The sequence below is a fragment of the Ruegeria sp. HKCCA4633 genome (genome assembly GCF_013034605.1).
GTDB lineage: Bacteria > Pseudomonadota > Alphaproteobacteria > Rhodobacterales > Rhodobacteraceae > Ruegeria.
Genome location: NZ_WQGJ01000008.1, coordinates 112,108 through 128,530, shown reverse-complemented (window position 1 = coordinate 128,530; position 16,423 = coordinate 112,108). Strand labels below are relative to the sequence as shown.

The following is a 16,423-nucleotide window of genomic DNA, read 5'->3' as shown; positions in this document are numbered from 1 at the left end:
AGACCGGGGGAGAATCACTTGAACACGCCTGTGACAGAGCAGTTGCACCCAAACGCGATCGGGCTGGACGCGCGACCGCTGTCGGATGTCGCCGCCCTTCTTGCACAGTCGCAAGCAAAGGCTGCATCGGCGCCGCTGGACACAGTTGACCCGATCTGCGAAGGGGCTGTGACCATGGCCGCAACGATCCGGGCAGAAGGCGTTCTGCGTTATCTAGCTGCTGGCTCTTCCGGGTTGATGGCTGCGGCAGACGCGCTTGAACTTGGGGGCACTTTTTCAATCCCGGCACATCAGGTTCGCATCCACATGGCGGGTGGCTTACCTTCCAACGCGGAAATGCCTGGCGACGTCGAAGATATCTCGACCACTCTCACAGATGAACTTGCCGACCTGACCGTCCGGGATACTCTGATCGCTGTATCGGCAAGCGGAACAACACCATACACGGTCGCGGCAGCGCGTATCGCACGCGATAAGGGCGCCAAAGTTATAGGTATCGCCAACAACGCAGGCACCGAGCTGTTGCAATTGGCACATCACGCGATCCTTCTGCCTACACCACCCGAACTGGTTTCCGGCTCAACCCGAATGGGCGCGGGAACGGCGCAAAAAATAGCGTTGAACATGTTATCGACTCTGATGGCCATGGAGTTGGGGCATATTCAGGACGGCATGATGATCAACCTGCGTGCCGACAATGACAAACTGCGCGCCCGCGCCAATGGAATCGTGCGTCAGCTGACAGGTGTTACCTCGGAACAAGCCGCATCGGCGCTGACCGCCGCTGACGGCAACCTCAAAATCGGCGCGCTTGTTGCAGCTGGAGCCAGGTCTGCCGAGGCTGCACACGCGTTGCTGAATGAAGAAAACGGCCATCTGCGTCGCGCAATGAATCGACTGAAACACAAAAACGATAACATCAACCTGGGAGAAACCAAATGAAACGCAAAGTTTTAAGCTTGGCACTAATGACCACAGCGCTGGTCACAAGCGCCTATGCGCAAGAGGCTACGCTGACAATCGAAAGCTGGCGCAACGACGACCTGGCCCTTTGGCAGGAAAAGATCATTCCAGCGTTCGAAGCAGAGCACCCGGGGATCAAGGTTATCTTCTCACCCTCCGCGCCTGCCGAGTACAACGCGGTTCTGAACTCGAAACTTGAGGCCGGATCGGCCGGCGACCTGATCACCTGCCGCCCGTTTGATGCTTCGCTGGCGCTGTACGAAAGCGGGCATCTCACCGACCTGTCCGACCTCGAGGCCATGGGCAATTTCTCAGATGTTGCGAAATCCGCATGGCAGACCGATGACGCATCCGCCAGCTTCTGCGTGCCGATGGCGTCGGTGATCCACGGCTTCATTTACAACAAAGACGCCTTCAACGAGTTGGGCCTTGAAGTCCCCACCACAGAGGCCGAGTTCTTTGCTGCTTTGGACAAGATCAAGGAAGACGGCACCTATATCCCGATGGCGATGGGCACCAACGACCAGTGGGAAGCCGCGACGATGGGCTACAACAACATCGGCCCGAACTATTGGAAAGGTGAGGAAGGCCGTCAGGCGCTGATCAAAGGCGAGCAGAAACTGACCGACCCGCAATGGGTTGCACCCTATGCAACACTTGCTAAATGGGCGGACTATCTGGGGGACGGTTATGAGGCACAGACCTATCCTGACAGTCAGAACCTGTTCACCCTCGGTCGCGCCGCGATTTATCCGGCAGGCAGTTGGGAAATCGCTGGCTTTAACACGCAGGCCGATTTCGAAATGGGTGCCTTCAAGCCTCCGGTCCAGAATGCAGGTGACACCTGCTATATCTCGGACCACACCGATATTGGCATCGGCCTGAATGCCGCCAGTGAAAACCAAGAGGCCGCGCGGACATTCCTGTCCTGGGTCGCCAGCCCGGAATTCGCCAGCATCTTTGGCAACGCGGTTCCTGGGTTCTTCCCCTTATCCAACACTGCGGTCGAACTGGAAGACCCGTTGGCAAAAGAAATCGTGGGCTGGCGAGATGAGTGCGAAAGCACGATCCGTTCGACCTACCAGATCCTGTCGCGCGGCACACCGAATCTAGAAAATGAAACCTGGGGCGCATCTGTTGCTGCTATAAAAGGCACCGAAACCCCCGAGGCTCTGGGCCAGCAACTGCAGGACGGTCTGGCCAGTTGGTACGCGCCGCATCAGTAAAACCTGACAGCTAACCATCACCGGACGCGGGATTTCGCGTCCGGTCCTTTTCCCGGAGACCAACATGCAGACCCGCCGCATACGCTGGCATATCGTCGTTTTCCTTGCCCCTGCGGTTCTGGTCTACACGGGGGTGATGATCTTCCCTTTGTTCAACACGCTCCGCCTCGCACTGTTCACCGAGGTCGATCAGACGCGCGTTTATGTGGGCATACAGAATTTCCGCACGCTGTTTTTCGACCCTATCTGGTCCGAACAGTTTTGGAACGCGTTGGGAAATAACTTCTGGTTTTTCCTGATCCACATGCTCGTGCAGAACCCCATCGGCATCGCCTTGGCAGCAATCTTGTCACATCCGCGTCTGAGGTTCGCCGCGCTTTACCGTTCGGCCATTTTCATCCCCACGATCCTAAGCTTTGTGATCGTTGGGTTTGCCTGGAAACTGATCTTGTCACCACTCTGGGGCATTGCTCCGTCGATGCTGGACGCCATTGGTTTGAAATCACTGTTTGCACCGTGGCTGGGTAAAGAAGAATACGCACTGACAACGCTGGCGCTGGTGTCGGTCTGGCAGTTCGTCGGCATCCCGATGATGTTGATCTATGCCGCCTTGCTGTCGATCCCGGAAGAAATCCTAGAGGCCGGAGAGATTGACGGGATTACCGGAGCTTCCGCGTTCTGGAAAATCAAACTGCCGCTGATCCTGCCGTCTATCGGAATCATTTCAATCCTGACATTTGTAGGTAACTTCAACGCGTTCGACCTGATTTATGTCTCTCAGGGGGCACTGGCAGGGCCGGATTTCTCAACCGACATCCTTGGTACATTCATGTACCGCACTTTCTTTGGCTTCCAATTGCAACTGGGTGATCCGCATATGGGATCCGCTATCGCAGGGGCCATGTTCGCGATCATCCTCGTGGGGGTCTGCATCTACCTATTCGGCATCCAGACCCGGATGCGCAGGTACCAGTTGTGAGGGCATGGCCATGAACAAAGCACGCCAAAACCCGCTGAACACAGCCGCCATGCATGGGGCGCTGATCCTTTACACGCTGATCGCCCTGTTCCCGGTCTTCGTCATCATCATCAACAGCTTTAAAACCCGCCGCGCCATCTTCCGTGAACCGCTTGCCCTACCCGATTCCGAAAGCTTTTCGCTGATCGGGTACCAGACGGTGATGAAACAAGGGGATTTCTTCCTCTATTTCCAGAATTCGATGATCGTTACGGTGGTATCGCTGACATTCATCCTGCTTTTTGGTGCCATGGCGGCCTTTGCCCTCAGTGAATACCGGTTCAAGGGCAACCTGCTAATGGGTCTCTATCTGGCGCTTGGGATCATGATTCCGATCCGTATCGGTACCGTCGCGATCCTCGAGATGATGGTGGCCACCGGGCTTGTCAACACGCTTTGGGCCTTGATCCTTGTCTACACGGCACAAGGATTGCCGTTGGCGGTGTTTATCCTGTCCGAGTTCATGCGACAGGTCTCGGACGACCTGAAAGATGCGGGCCGTGTCGACGGATTGTCTGAATACACAATCTTTTTCCGTCTTGTCCTTCCGCTAGTGCGCCCGGCAATGGCGACAGTGGCTGTGTTCAACATGATACCGATCTGGAATGATCTGTGGTTCCCGCTGATCCTCGCCCCCGCTGAAGAGACCAAGACCCTGACGCTGGGCAGTCAGGTCTTCATCGGTCAATTCGTCACCGATTGGAATGCGGTTCTTTCTGCCCTGTCGATGGCGATCCTGCCGGTGCTGGTGCTCTACGTCATCTTCTCACGCCAACTGATCCGCGGCATCACTTCAGGAGCTGTCAAATGACCCGAGTTCTGATTGCAGGCCTTGGCAATATGGGCCTAAGCCACGCGCTGGCCCATCACCAGCATCCGGACGCGCAAATCGTGGGGCTGGTGAACAGGTCCGGTCATGTGGAGCATCCCGAGTTGGGTCATTATCCCGCCTATTCGGATTTCCACTCTGCGTTGACCGAAACAAATCCGGATTTGGTGGTTGTCGCCACCTATTCCGACAGCCATGCCTATTATGCCTGCGCCGCAATGGAAGCCGGCGCGCATGTCTTCGTTGAAAAACCACTGGCCACCACAGTGGCCGATGCCAAACGCGTTGTCGAAAAGGCCACCCAAACCAACCGCAAACTGGTGATCGGCTACATTCTGCGCCATCACCCGTCGTGGATGCGCCTGATTTCCGAGGCGCGTGACCTTGGCGGGCCATATGTGTTTCGCCTGAACCTCAACCAGCAAAGCAGCGGGGCCGAGTGGGAAACGCATAAGGCGCTGATGCAGACCACCTCTCCTATCGTCGATTGCGGCGTGCACTACGTCGACGTGATGTGCCAGATCACGGACTCAGACCCGGTGCGCGTACATGGCATGGGGCTGCGCCTGAGCGATGAGATCGCTAAAGACATGTACAATTACGGACAGTTTCAGGTGGTCTTTGAGGACGGCTCGGTCGGTTGGTACGAGGCCGGTTGGGGCCCGATGATGTCTGAGACCGCGTTTTTCGTGAAAGACATCGTCTCGCCCAACGGGTCGGTTTCGATCACCGATGGCAACGAGGGCGCATCCTCAGATATCGACGGCCACACCAAGGTCGGCGGCATTCTGGTCCACCGCCCCGAGGGGGACAGTCAGATCGACATGCCCGATGAACCCGGCCATCAGGAGCTTTGCGACGCAGAGCAGGCCTATATGCTGCGCGCCATTGTCGAGGATATCGATCTGACCCGCCACATGAACGACGCCGTGCAATCGCTGGCCATCTGTCTGGCAGCAGACGAAAGCATCCGTACTGGCCAACCCATTTCGCTGAAAGAGGCACACCAATGACCGCCCTGACGCTTACGAACGTGAACAAGTCCTTTGGCAATGTCGAGGTTCTCAAGGACATCAATATCGAAGTGGAAGACGGCGAGTTCGTCGTCTTCGTCGGCCCCTCGGGCTGCGGCAAGTCCACCCTATTGCGCGTGATCGCAGGTCTGGAAGATGTTACATCGGGCGAAGTGCGCATTGGCGGCGAGCTGATGAACCTCACACCGCCCTCCAAGCGCGGTATCGCGATGGTGTTCCAGAGCTATGCGCTCTACCCGCATCTGAATGTGCGAAAGAACATGTCACTGGCGCTGAAACAGGAAGGCCAAACTAAGCAGGTCATTGATGAACGTGTCGCCAAGGCGAGCAAGATGTTGAACCTTGAACCTTACATCGACCGCTACCCGTCCGAGCTGTCCGGCGGTCAGCGTCAGCGTGTTGCCATCGGTCGCGCGATTGTTCGCGAACCCAAACTGTTCCTGTTTGACGAACCTCTATCAAATCTGGACGCGGCTTTGCGTATGAACACGCGGCTTGAGATCGCGAATTTGCACCAGCAGCTGGACGCTTCGATGATTTATGTAACCCATGACCAGACCGAAGCGATGACTTTGGCAGACAAGATCGTCGTGCTACGCGATGGGCGCGTTGAGCAGGTCGGCAGCCCGATGGAGCTGTACAACAATCCTGCCAATCAGTTTGTCGCCGGTTTCCTTGGCGCACCGTCAATGAATTTCTTCCCCGCCAGCGTGGTTGGCGACAGCGCGGACATCACAATGGGCGTCCGCCCCGAGGATCTCTTTCTGGCCGATGACGGTCCGCTTGCCGCAAAAGTGACCCATGTCGAGCATCTGGGCGGAGACACGAATGTGATCGCGATGATGCAAGGCCATCAGGTCACAGCCCGCCTTTTTGGCCAGCATCACGTGGACACGGGCCAAGAGATACAGATTGGCTATACGCCAGATCGCAGCTATCGCTTCGACACACATGGCGCGCGGCTGGCCTGAGCCGCTACTGAATTCCGCTCACCGCAACAGCTTATCAAGCTTCGCGCCTGGTTCAGGAAAAACGATCAGGTGAAAAAGCCTTTACATCGACATGAAGTCTCCGCCCAGCCGTGTTATCTGCCACCAACCGGGCGGTGGTGGCAGCCAAAGTCAGCCCAAGCTGACCATGCCCGGTGGCGAATTGGACGTTGTCCAGACGATGACTGCGCCCGATGATCGGTCGCGTGTCCGGAGTGAAGGGGCGATAGCCGACGCGACGCTCGGCAACGTCCGTCTTCAGGCCGGGCAAGACCCGATGCGCCCGTCGCACAAGCACATCCGCCCGGTTCCAGTTTGGTGCTGCGTCCAAACTGGCGAACTCGATTGTACCCGCGACAGCCAGAGCTCCGTCATACGGCGTAACGCCGAACCCGCCTTTAGGGTAGAAAATCGTGTGTTTCAGCTCCACACCCGGATCTGACAATGCCGTTGAATACCCTGCCACACCCTCCAGTCGAATTGGTACGCCAAGATCTTTCGCCAAGCCTTTGGATCGTGCACCCGCAGCCAAGACAAATTGATCTGCAAAAAACTCAGTTCCGTCGGTCAGTTTAACCGATTGCACCTTTCGGCCTTCGCGGTCGAACCCTACGGCCCCTACCCGTTTTACAGTTCCGCCTCGTTTCAAAAATGTCTGGTGCAAGGCTTCGACCAGGCGTTTAGGGTCCGTCACATAACTCCAGTCCCGCAACACCGCCGCATATTTGAAATCGGGCGCTATCGCTGGGTCAAGCTCGTGTGCATCATGGCCCGAGATTTCATCAATGGTGCAGCCAAGTTCGCGCGCCAGATCAAAAGCCGCCCCCATGGTCGCCTTGTCGGCATCATCGTCGAACAGCTTGATGACGGGTCGCTCTATCAGCATTTCAGGTTCGCCGATGTCCTGCAATTGCGCCTTGAAATCCGCGGTGGCCGAGAATGTCAGCCGCGCGAGATCAGAGGCAATGGCACGCATTTTTGATGGGCGGGCGTTGGCGGTGAACCGTGAGAACCACGGCAATAACTTCAACGCTGAACTTGGACGCAACGACAAGGGCGCTTCGCTGTCCAGCAACCACCCAGGTACTTTCAGCATCATTCCGGGTTGCGATAGAGGAACAATTTCCCCCACCGCAATACAGCCGCACGACGCCCAACTGGCCCCCTCACCAACGGTGTTGGGTTCCATAACCGTGACCTGGTGCCCCTCTGACTGAAGCGCCAGAGCACAGGAAATGCCGACGATACCGCCGCCGACAACCGCAACTTCTGACATTTAAAGGCTTTCCTGCTGAATTTCATGCAGCTGTGACAGCAACTCTACGCTGACAACCACGCCTTTTTCCTGCGCAGCGGCGCGATTTTTCAACCGTCCGTCACCTGGAACGCGAGCCGTGCCGTTGCCGTCGATTTCGGCACATATGCGTTTGACGTAGTCGTCAAAACCCGGGTTCCCAAAGCGCGTGGGATCAATCGCGATCAGAGTGGAGCCGCCTTTGATGTTCAAAGCGCCGTGCTCCACACGTTTGGCATTGTCTACTGACAGGGTGCCACCGGCCAGCGCCGCGCCTAAAACTTCGATCAGAAAGGCAATCGCGGCCCCTTTATGCTCGCCAAAGGGCAACAGGCTGCGGGTCTCGAGAATGGCATTCGGATCGGCCGTAGGTTGGCCATCCGGCGCCAAACCCGCCGGGCGGGGCAGATCGTGCCCTTCGGCCGCCGCCATGCGAATATCCATAAGCGCAACCATCGAAGACGCCTGATCCCAAACAATCGGCTCAGCCCCTTCACGCGGGCACGCAAATGACATCGGATTGGTCCCGAAAACCGGGCGCACTCCGCCTTGTGGCACCACCGTTGACAATGAGTTCACAACGCCCAGCGCCACCAGACCCGCTTCGGCCAGAGGTTCGGTGTCAAAACGCAGCGCAGCCAGGTGATGGCAATTGGCACAAGTGAAAGCGGCAATGCCGTTTTCTCGGGCCATGGCAATCAACTCGTCCCGCGCCATCCCCGCTGCGAGTTGATAGTACCCGTTGTCGCCATCCCCGCGCAAAACACCGGGCGCAATACGCTCAACCTTGGGCGACGCCGCCGGATTGGCATAGCCAGAAGTAAAACTTTGAACATAAACCGGTAGCATGCGCAACCCATGACTGCGGGGACCGTCCCGTTCGGATCGGGTGACGATATCCGCCAGAACGGTGCTGCCTTGCGCATCCATACCCGCTGCCACAAGGATCGATCTTGCCAATTCCCTGACCTCTTCGAGTGAGAGCGTCTTCGTCGAGATTTCCGTCATTGGGGTGATCCTGTCCTTGTGTGGTTCAACGGGGCGCGTCAGCGCCCACGTCAGGGTTAACTGCTGTATTCCCGGCGCTTTTTGGCAACAAACTCGTCCAGCGCACCGCGTTGATCGTCAGGCATCGGAGGCTGCACATAGTTGTCCAGCATACGCCGCGCGGCTTCATTGCCAACAACCTCTGCCGTCTTCGAACCTTCGGCTTCCCACTGTTCAAAACTGTCGTTGTTTTGCAAGTGATTCATATGCATCGGGTTTTCACGCGTGTGGTCCGTACCCAGGAAATGCCCTCCGGGGCCGATCCGGGCGATGTCGTCTAGCAACAGATCCAGGTTTTCCTCTTGAAGCCCACTGAAAAAGCGATGGAAATTCTCAAGCTGCATGGTGTCCTGCACCCATTTCGAGTAGCTGACCCCCAACGCCCCTTCCAGAAAACCGGCAGAGTGCACAATGTAATTCGCCCCGCCAAGCAGCACGGGCCACATCGTGTTGGCCGTGTCAAAGCCGGCCTGCATGTCGGGTGACTTTGACCCGGTCCACATGGTGCAAGTCCGCCAGGGCACCTGATAGAACCGCGCCATCTGACCCACCAACAGGTTCATCAGACCCGGCTCCGGCGACCCCATCATCGGCGCGCCGGTTTTCATCGACACACCCATGATTGCCACGCCCAGAACCATCGGCGCGCCGCGTCGGATGATCTGGCTATAGGCCATGCCCGCCAAGGATTCCGCAATCAGCAATGCCACACCACCCTGCGGGCTGGCCGGCGTTGAAGCCCCCGCCAAAACGAAAGGCGACAGCAGGCAAGGCTGGTTGGCCGCAGCATAAACGCGCAAGCTTTCCAGCATGGTCTCATCCCAGACCAGCGGCGTGTTGCAGTTCAGCAGCGCAGCCATCACTACGTTATTGTCTACAAACTCTGCGCCAAACACGATCCGGGTCATGTCCACCGAGTCACGTGCTGCCTGCTCTGACAATACCGAACCTTTGATCGGCTTGTCCGTCAGCGTCAACGCCGCATGCACAAGCTCAAGATGGCGCTGCGGAACCGGAACATCCTGCGGTTCCACCGGCAGAATACCCGGAACCATCATCGACTGGCTCATCTGGCTCAACTTGAAGAAGTTTTGCGCATCCTCCAACTGCGAGGGGCGGCGCACGCCGTCAAGATCATAGACAAAAGGTGCGCCATAGGCGTTCGCGAAGACCGAGTGTTCGTTACCCACACGCAAAGACCGCTCTGGGTTGCGTGCCGCATAAGCCCATTCTGAAGGTACTGACGAGATCAGGTCCATCAGCATGTCGCGCCCGATCCGGACGCGCTCGCCCTGCACATCTGCGCCGTATTTTTTCCAGTCCGCCAAAGCCACCGGATCGCGAAATTCAATGCCGGTGGTTTCCAGAATGGTCATTGCGGCATTGTGAATACGCTCGACCCCCTCGGGGCCAAGCAGATCGATCGGCCCAATCTTGCGGTTCAGGGTCGGTAAATAGACCGGGGGTGGGTTGGTGCGGGCCTGAACGCGTGCCGCGCGCCCACCGCCACGGCTGGACCGTCCTCTTGCTTGTGCCATTTCAGCTCTCCTTCTCAGGCCCGGGCGCGTGCGCTGGTCGGGTCAACAGCGCAGATGTCGATCACCTCGGCATCACGCATTTCATTGTGGATCAGCACCTGCATTGTCGTACCCGGTGCGGTCATGCCCTGTGGCACCAGGGCCATCGCGATGTCGTGGTTGCAGTAGTAGGAAAATCCACCCGACTTGACGCGCCCGATCAGCTTGCCATCGGCATAGACGCCTTCGTCAAACATGACTGAGGTATCGCAGAACGGCAGTTTCAGAGTCACCAGCGTGTTGTAACCACCCTCTGCCTTTTGCTTTTGCAACGCAGCCTTGCCGATGAATTCCCGCTCGACCACCTCGCCATTGACTTTCTCGGTCATGGCGACAAAGCGGCCCAGATCAGCTTCGTAGGGTGTCATATCCTTGCAAATCTCGCGGTTGATCGCCCGATAGGATTTCTCAAGCCGCATCGACTCCAAGGCTTCCAGGCCAAAGGGCTTCACCCCAGCCTTGAGAAGCAGATCGACCAAATGGCGGTTATATCCGACCGGGTGGTGCAGCTCCCATCCCAGCTCGCCGGTATACGAGACGCGCAGCAGATTAACACCTTTGGCATAGCCCACCTCACCCATCTGCGCAGACAGCCACGGGAAAGCTTCGTTCGACAGGTCGTTGTCCGTCAGCGGTTGCAGGATCTCACGAGCTTTCGGACCGGCCAAAGCAATAACGCCCAGCTGTTCCGAGATATCCTCCATCATGACCGAGCCATCCTTGGGCAGCAGGCGCTGCAACTGATCCCAGTTGTACGCTCGCCAGTTAGGGGTCGAGATCAGATAGAAATCATCCTCGGCATATCGAACGATGGTGTATTCCGCATCCATACCGCCCTTGTCGTTCAACATCAGCGACAGGGTCATGCGGCCAATCTTCGGCAATTTGTTGGCCATCAGACTGTCCAGCCATTTTGCGGCACCGGGGCCGCGCACGGTGAACTTGGTCATCGGCGACATTTCGATGAACCCGGCCTCTTCGCGGGTCGTACGCACCTCGGCCTGTACCAGTTCCATATGGTTGGTGCGCCGGAAAGAGTGCTCGGGGATCGCCTCCTCGGGGGATTTGGCAAACCACCGGGGGAACTCGTATCCGTTGAAGCTGGTCCACACCGCGCCGTGCGCGGTTAGCAGATCATAAGACCCCATGGTTTTCATCGGGCGCGCGTCCGGGAAGTCCTCTCCTGGAACATGCGCGTCCATATGGGTGCCCCAGGTCTCGCGCACCTTGTCCATGGTCCAGCGTTTCGAAGCGTAGTCGGAAAAACGGCGTGGGTCGAGTTCGGACATGTCCATACCCGGATCGCCATTTACAATCCATTGCGCCAGGCGACTGCCGACTGTCCCGCCCCACAAAATACCTCCCGGCATCCCTTCGGCCAGCCACAGGTTTTCATGCCCGGGGGCAGGGCCCGCCAAAGGCAATTCGTCCGGTGTCATCTGGAACGGGCCGCGTGTGTTGGCCTTGATACCAACCTCGCCCAAAGTCGGCACACGCTCGATGGCACGCTCCCATTGGGTTTCCACCGCGTCGAAATCCTCAGGCAGCAGATCGGCGCCGAAGTCGGGCGGCACACGGTCTTCGGCAAACAGCTTGAGGTCTTTGGTGAATTCGTAGGGTCCAAACTGAATGCCCCCCACATCCTCGCGCAGATATGCACCATAATCCTCGTCGCGCAGGATCGGGAATTCCGGCAGCCCCTGTGCACGACGCTCCTTCAGCAGCGGCACGGTCTCGGTGGTCCAGTATTGGTGTACGATTGGAATACATGGCAGATCCAGCCCCACCCGCCGCGCGTTTTCGCGCGCGTAGTTGCCAGTGGCAAAGATCAGATGCTTACAGGTGATCTCACCCTTGTCGGTGGTCACTTTCCAAAGCCCGTTCTCCAACTTTTCGTAAGACTGCGCTTCGGTGTTCTGATAAACTTTCGCCCCTGCATCACGCGCCAGTTTTGCCATCGCCATGGTGATGTCAGCGGGGTTCACATAGCCGTCTTCGGTATGCAGGATACCGCCCCGGATGTGTTCAGACTGATTCAGCAACGGATGAACCTCGGCCACCTCTTCCGGAGTCAACAGCTTACACGGCACACCAGCGGCCTCGGCGATCGAGATATAAGACTGGAACTCGTCCCAGCGCTTTTCGGTGTTTGCAACGCGCAGCTGACCGACTTTCCGCAACCCGACCGAGCTGCCCATCTTTTCCTCGACCTCGGTATAGATGCGGATGGTTTCCATCGTCATCTTCGACACATTGTGCGAGCGCACGAAAGTCACTAGCAGACCGGCCGCGTGCCAGGTCGAGCCCGAGGTCAATGTCGTCCGTTCCAGCATTACGGCATCGGTGCACCCATGTTCGGTCAGGCCGTACAGGATCGAGGCTCCGACACACCCGCCCCCGACAACAACCACTTCTGCATGTGACTGCATTTGAATTCTCCTCTTCCGTTACGCGCCAAATCCCGGCCAACGTTGTCCCGCCGGGCGGGTACTCGGTTTGACCGGGACACTGTGCAACACGTGCTTCTTTGGCCAAATCATCGCGTTCATGGGCGAGGATGGCAATTGTAAAAATTTTCACTCTGGGCAAATTCAGCTAATGCGAATAATCCTATGACGAGGAAAATAACTTAAAACTGCAAGATACAGGTCAGATCACCTTGCCCATTGGCCCATACGAACTGCCGCCGCTCAGCTCACTGATCAGTTTTGAGGCCGCGGCACGCCATGTCAGCTTTAAACAGGCCGCGACTGAGTTGAACGTAACGCCCGCCGCCATCAGCCATCAGGTCAAAGCGCTGGAGGTCGAACTCAATTGCGCTTTGTTTCACCGCCACCATCGAGGGGTCGAGTTGACCGAAAGCGGAGCCTATCTGCTGGTAGCGCTGCAACGCGGTTTCGAAGGCATCAGCGAGGCGCTCAAGCAGCTGCGCTCACAATACGATCGCTCCGGTGTCACGATCCGATCCAGCACGGCCGTCAGTTCGCTATGGCTGACACCGCGACTGGCGCAATTCTGGAAAAGCTACGGGCATATCTCGGTTACTCAGGTTGTCACCGATCTGGGGTATGACACACAAAAGTGCGACATCAGTATCCGTTACGGCGATGCCTCTCGGGAACGCGGTACAAGTCAGGTGCTGTTTCGGGACCGGATCATGGCTTTGGCGAGCCCTCAGTTCGTCCGGCAGCACAAAATCGACCAGTTGCAGGACCTGTCCAAAGTCCCGCTTATACATCTGGACGCACCTGGCACCGATTGGACAGGTTGGCAGGAATGGGCTGCCGGCCTTGGGTATTCAGGGTCGCTTAAATCGGGGCACAGGGTGAACAACTACACCATTGCCCTGCAAGCTGCACAGGATGACATGGGTGCCGTGCTGGGGTGGGAAGGCCTGACCGCAGGCTTGATCACATCCGGCAAGTTGACCAAGCTTTTACCGCAGACACTGTCAGCCCCGCTTGATTTCTACGTGGTGCTACACAACACCTCATCGGATCGCGCCGCCTTGGTTTTCAACTGGTTGGTCGAGGACTCCGTTAGTAGATCAAATTTCAACGAATGTTGATGCTTTGGCCCCACCAGGCCCGCCAGAGGGCGGTTACCGCCGGATCTGCGAACCGCAATCAGCAATAGACCAAGTCAGGGGCACCAGAGGCGAAACCGCAAGGCGATCCAACTTCTTGTTTTTGCACACGGCCATGAGAAAAACCAAGTCGGCTGTCGTGAAATGGGTTGCTGAGTTTTCCGTTGGCCAAAGATCATCGAATTGCTGCGAAAAATGGTAACAAAACTTGTATACTTTCGAAACAATAGGCCACTTTTTTCAAACATGCCGGAAAGACCGATATGCCCCGCCAATCAGCCGCCAAAGATCTCAGTCTCAAATGGTTGGAACTTTTCCAGATTTGCGCACACCAGGGATCGCTTCAGGCAACCGCAAAACAAACGGGATTGACCATCAGCACGGTCTCGCATCACCTGCGCAATCTCGAAGATCATCTGGGGGTCGAGCTCTTCAACCACTCTCGCAGGCCCATGGTTCTGACACCTAAAGGAGAGGTGTTTCTGCGCAATATTGACGAAGCCCTGTTCGCCATTCGCAAGGCCAAGGCCGAGGCGTCTGCCGGAAGCATAGCCGAGGCAAGTTTGCTGCGGGTTGGGTCAATTGAAGATTTCGACAGCGACATCATGCCCGAACTGGCCGTTTTCCTGTCGCAGTACATGCCAAGTTGCAATTTCATGTATCAAACGGACTCGAGTCACACGATCATAGAAATGCTGCGCAACAGGCACCTTGATCTGGGGATCACGACATCTCCGACTGAACGTGCGCGTGACCTGCAGGAGCGGCCTCTGCTGCGCGATCCGTTTGTTGTGGTCTTACCACGAACGTGCGAGGACCCAGTGGAAGACATCGTGGACGGCCGCAGTACCCTGCCTTTTCTGAAATTCTCAAGCAACCTGATCATTGCCCGGCAAATTGAGTCGCAGATGCGCCGCCTCGGTCTGTCTTCTGTTTCGAACTTCGAATGCAGCAACAATCAAACACTGATGGCAATGGTCGCGGCGGGTGCCGGATGGACCATTACGACGCCTTTGTTGTTTTCCCGCGCCAAACGGTTTCAAAATAGCCTAAGCATGCATCGTTTTCCCGGTAAGAGTTTCGCGCGCACATTGGCCATCGTCGCAACACCGGATTGTTCCAGATCGCTGCTTGAACTGGTCGACCAGAAGATGCGCAATCTGATCACCGAGCACGCTATCTCTCATCAAACCCAGAGCAAGCCCTGGCTGGCCGAAAGCTTCCGACTTCTCAGCTGACTGAATTGCTCATTGTCAGATAATGCCCAAGTGCTACGGGTGCAAAATATTGAACCGATCGCGAATTTCACGCTCTTGCTCGGGTGTCAGATAGTGTGGGTTGTGTACCGTCAGGATTTCCCGCGCTCGGATCCGGGCACGTGCCCATGCATCCTGAGCCCCGTTTTCTGCCCATGTGCGCGGCTCATCACGGTCGGCAAGTGACGGATAGAAATAGTCCCGCTCCATCGCAGCATAGGTGTGTTGACCGCCTAGAAAATGGCCATCGCCCAGAACCGCATCGCAGATCGCATCGAACCCAAGGTTTTCATCACTCACCTCGATCCCCCGCAATGCGCGGTACGTGTTCGAGTGCATTTCGTCATCCAGAACAAACGCTTCGAAACTGGCCCCCAATAATGAGGCGGTCATGCCTGAGCTTTCATAAATCAGATTGCCTCCGGCCAAGGCAGCCGCCATCGAGGTCAGGCCTTTCTCCATACCATACTGGGCATCAATGGCCTTAGCATCGGTCATCGAACACGCAATGCCCGAGGGCAGGCCCAGCCAATTCGACAACTGAGCTGATGCGGCATTCAGCACCGCCGTTTCGCCACTGCCGCCTGAGAATGCGCCAGTGCGCAGGTCGATGACCAGCGGCCAGTTGGAGAATACCATTGGAAATCCTGGCCGGATTGCATGCACCATAAGCAGGCTGGCCAGCGTCTCTGCAAGCGATTGCGCCAGGAACCCGGCCAGCGTGGCCGGTGCAGTCGCCCCCGCCTGTGCCGCGGTAATACAAGAAATCGGGATATTGTGTCGAATGCATTCATAAACCACATCCACCGCATCCTCACCGTAGCGCATGGGTGAGATCATCGGGCTGATATGTGCCTTCATAAATGGTCGCTTGGAAAACTCGCCCGGGCCGCCAGCTGCAATGTCCAGCATCTCGACAATTGGGGCCACATACTCGGCCAGCGTGAACGATGTTGCCGTTGGTTTGGTTGTGTTCTTGATCAACGCAAATGCGGTGTTGACGTCCAGATCGAAATTTTCGGGCACATCAGTGGCAACACAACATCGCGTGTACCAACTGACATTGGCAAGCGTGTCCTGAAGCCGGGTAAAGTTGTGCAAGTCGTTCAGAGTTGAAGGCCGATAAGTACCGCTGTCCAAGTCCAGTGTCTGCACAGCGGCTCCACCTGTACCGAAATAGACCTTGTTACCGCCGACCTCAATTGACCGCGCAGGATCCCTGCCATGAAGCGTAAAAGTCTTGGCCGCTTGGTCGATGGCTTCATTCACCAAAGCCGGTGGAAACAACACGCGCCCTTCGCCATTGTCGATCGCACCCACCGCCAGAAGATCAGCGTGCAGGCGCTCAGGCACCTCGCCCAAACCGAGCTTTTCCAGAAGATCCAAAGCTGTGTCGAAAATCCGGTGAAGGTCTGTGTCACTCAGCGGCTTGTAGACGCCGCCGATTTGTCCCGGCGGACAAGGATCAATCGCGGGCTTTGACGCACGTTGAGCCATCCGCTCGCGTCGACCCCCTCGCTTTACGCGATGCCCTGCCATGCTTGCTCCTTCGACCGTGTTTTAAGCGGGAAAGAAGAGGCTTAAACTTCGACAATTCAACAACC

13 protein-coding genes are annotated in these 16,423 nt (G+C 57.0%); 8 read left to right on the top strand and 5 right to left on the bottom strand.

Going from position 1 to position 16,423, the window contains the following annotated elements; all coding sequences use genetic code 11:
* The first annotated feature begins 18 nt into the window (after positions 1 to 18).
* The 6 genes from GOV85_RS17820 to GOV85_RS17795 all read left to right on the top strand — a co-directional run bounded on the left by GOV85_RS17820 (position 19) and on the right by GOV85_RS17795 (position 6,041).
* Positions 19 to 942: an N-acetylmuramic acid 6-phosphate etherase gene (locus GOV85_RS17820; protein ID WP_245223248.1), complete on the top strand. Its 924-nt coding sequence runs from the start codon at positions 19 to 21 to the stop codon at positions 940 to 942.
* Entirely contained in the window at positions 939 to 2,189 is a 1,251-nt protein-coding gene (locus GOV85_RS17815) for an ABC transporter substrate-binding protein (protein WP_171180625.1), read from the top strand. The genes GOV85_RS17820 and GOV85_RS17815 overlap by 4 nt, the downstream gene beginning before the upstream one ends.
* 64 nt (positions 2,190 to 2,253) lie before the next feature.
* On the top strand, positions 2,254 to 3,168 hold the full coding sequence (locus tag GOV85_RS17810; RefSeq protein ID WP_171180623.1) for a carbohydrate ABC transporter permease: 915 nt from the start codon (positions 2,254 to 2,256) through the stop codon (positions 3,166 to 3,168).
* Positions 3,169 to 3,178: 10 nt separating this feature from the next.
* Positions 3,179 to 4,018 (top strand): carbohydrate ABC transporter permease, encoded by an 840-nt coding sequence (locus GOV85_RS17805; RefSeq protein WP_171180621.1) that lies wholly within the window; start codon positions 3,179 to 3,181, stop codon positions 4,016 to 4,018.
* A complete protein-coding gene (locus GOV85_RS17800; RefSeq protein ID WP_171180619.1) occupies positions 4,015 to 5,049 on the top strand; it encodes a Gfo/Idh/MocA family protein in 1,035 nt (344 codons plus the stop codon). Before GOV85_RS17805 ends, GOV85_RS17800 begins: the two co-directional genes overlap by 4 nt.
* Positions 5,046 to 6,041, top strand: coding sequence for an ABC transporter ATP-binding protein (locus GOV85_RS17795; RefSeq protein WP_171180617.1), 996 nt, complete (start codon positions 5,046 to 5,048; stop codon positions 6,039 to 6,041). Before GOV85_RS17800 ends, GOV85_RS17795 begins: the two co-directional genes overlap by 4 nt.
* Before the next feature lie 52 nt (positions 6,042 to 6,093).
* On the opposite strand, the gene GOV85_RS17790 is transcribed toward GOV85_RS17795, so the two are convergent.
* Genes GOV85_RS17790 through GOV85_RS17775 form a run of 4 tightly spaced genes read right to left on the bottom strand, consistent with a single transcriptional unit; the run spans position 6,094 to position 12,406 of the window.
* The gene (locus tag GOV85_RS17790; protein ID WP_171180614.1) at positions 6,094 to 7,335 is read right to left on the bottom strand and encodes an FAD-binding oxidoreductase; all 1,242 of its coding nucleotides are present in this window, start codon (positions 7,333 to 7,335) and stop codon (positions 6,094 to 6,096) included.
* On the bottom strand, positions 7,336 to 8,361 hold the full coding sequence (locus tag GOV85_RS17785) for an Ldh family oxidoreductase (RefSeq protein ID WP_171180612.1): 1,026 nt from the start codon (positions 8,359 to 8,361) through the stop codon (positions 7,336 to 7,338).
* A 56-nt stretch (positions 8,362 to 8,417) separates the two neighbouring features.
* Positions 8,418 to 9,938 carry a trimethylamine methyltransferase family protein gene (locus GOV85_RS17780; protein WP_171180609.1) on the bottom strand — a complete coding sequence of 507 codons (1,521 nt, stop codon included), beginning with the start codon at positions 9,936 to 9,938 and terminating at the stop codon, positions 8,418 to 8,420.
* 14 nt (positions 9,939 to 9,952) lie between these two features.
* A complete protein-coding gene (locus tag GOV85_RS17775; protein WP_171180607.1) occupies positions 9,953 to 12,406 on the bottom strand; it encodes an FAD-dependent oxidoreductase in 2,454 nt (817 codons plus the stop codon).
* Positions 12,407 to 12,636: 230 nt separating this feature from the next.
* Between GOV85_RS17775 and GOV85_RS17770 the strand changes: the two genes are divergently transcribed.
* Positions 12,637 to 13,545, top strand: a complete 909-nt coding sequence (locus tag GOV85_RS17770) for a LysR family transcriptional regulator (RefSeq protein WP_171180605.1) — start codon at positions 12,637 to 12,639, stop codon at positions 13,543 to 13,545.
* Positions 13,546 to 13,826: 281 nt separating this feature from the next.
* A complete protein-coding gene (locus GOV85_RS17765) occupies positions 13,827 to 14,801 on the top strand; it encodes a LysR family transcriptional regulator (protein ID WP_171180603.1) in 975 nt (324 codons plus the stop codon).
* A 33-nt stretch (positions 14,802 to 14,834) separates the two neighbouring features.
* On the opposite strand, the gene GOV85_RS17760 is transcribed toward GOV85_RS17765, so the two are convergent.
* On the bottom strand, positions 14,835 to 16,358 hold the full coding sequence (locus tag GOV85_RS17760) for a trimethylamine methyltransferase family protein (RefSeq protein ID WP_171180601.1): 1,524 nt from the start codon (positions 16,356 to 16,358) through the stop codon (positions 14,835 to 14,837).
* Positions 16,359 to 16,423 lie beyond the last annotated feature (65 nt).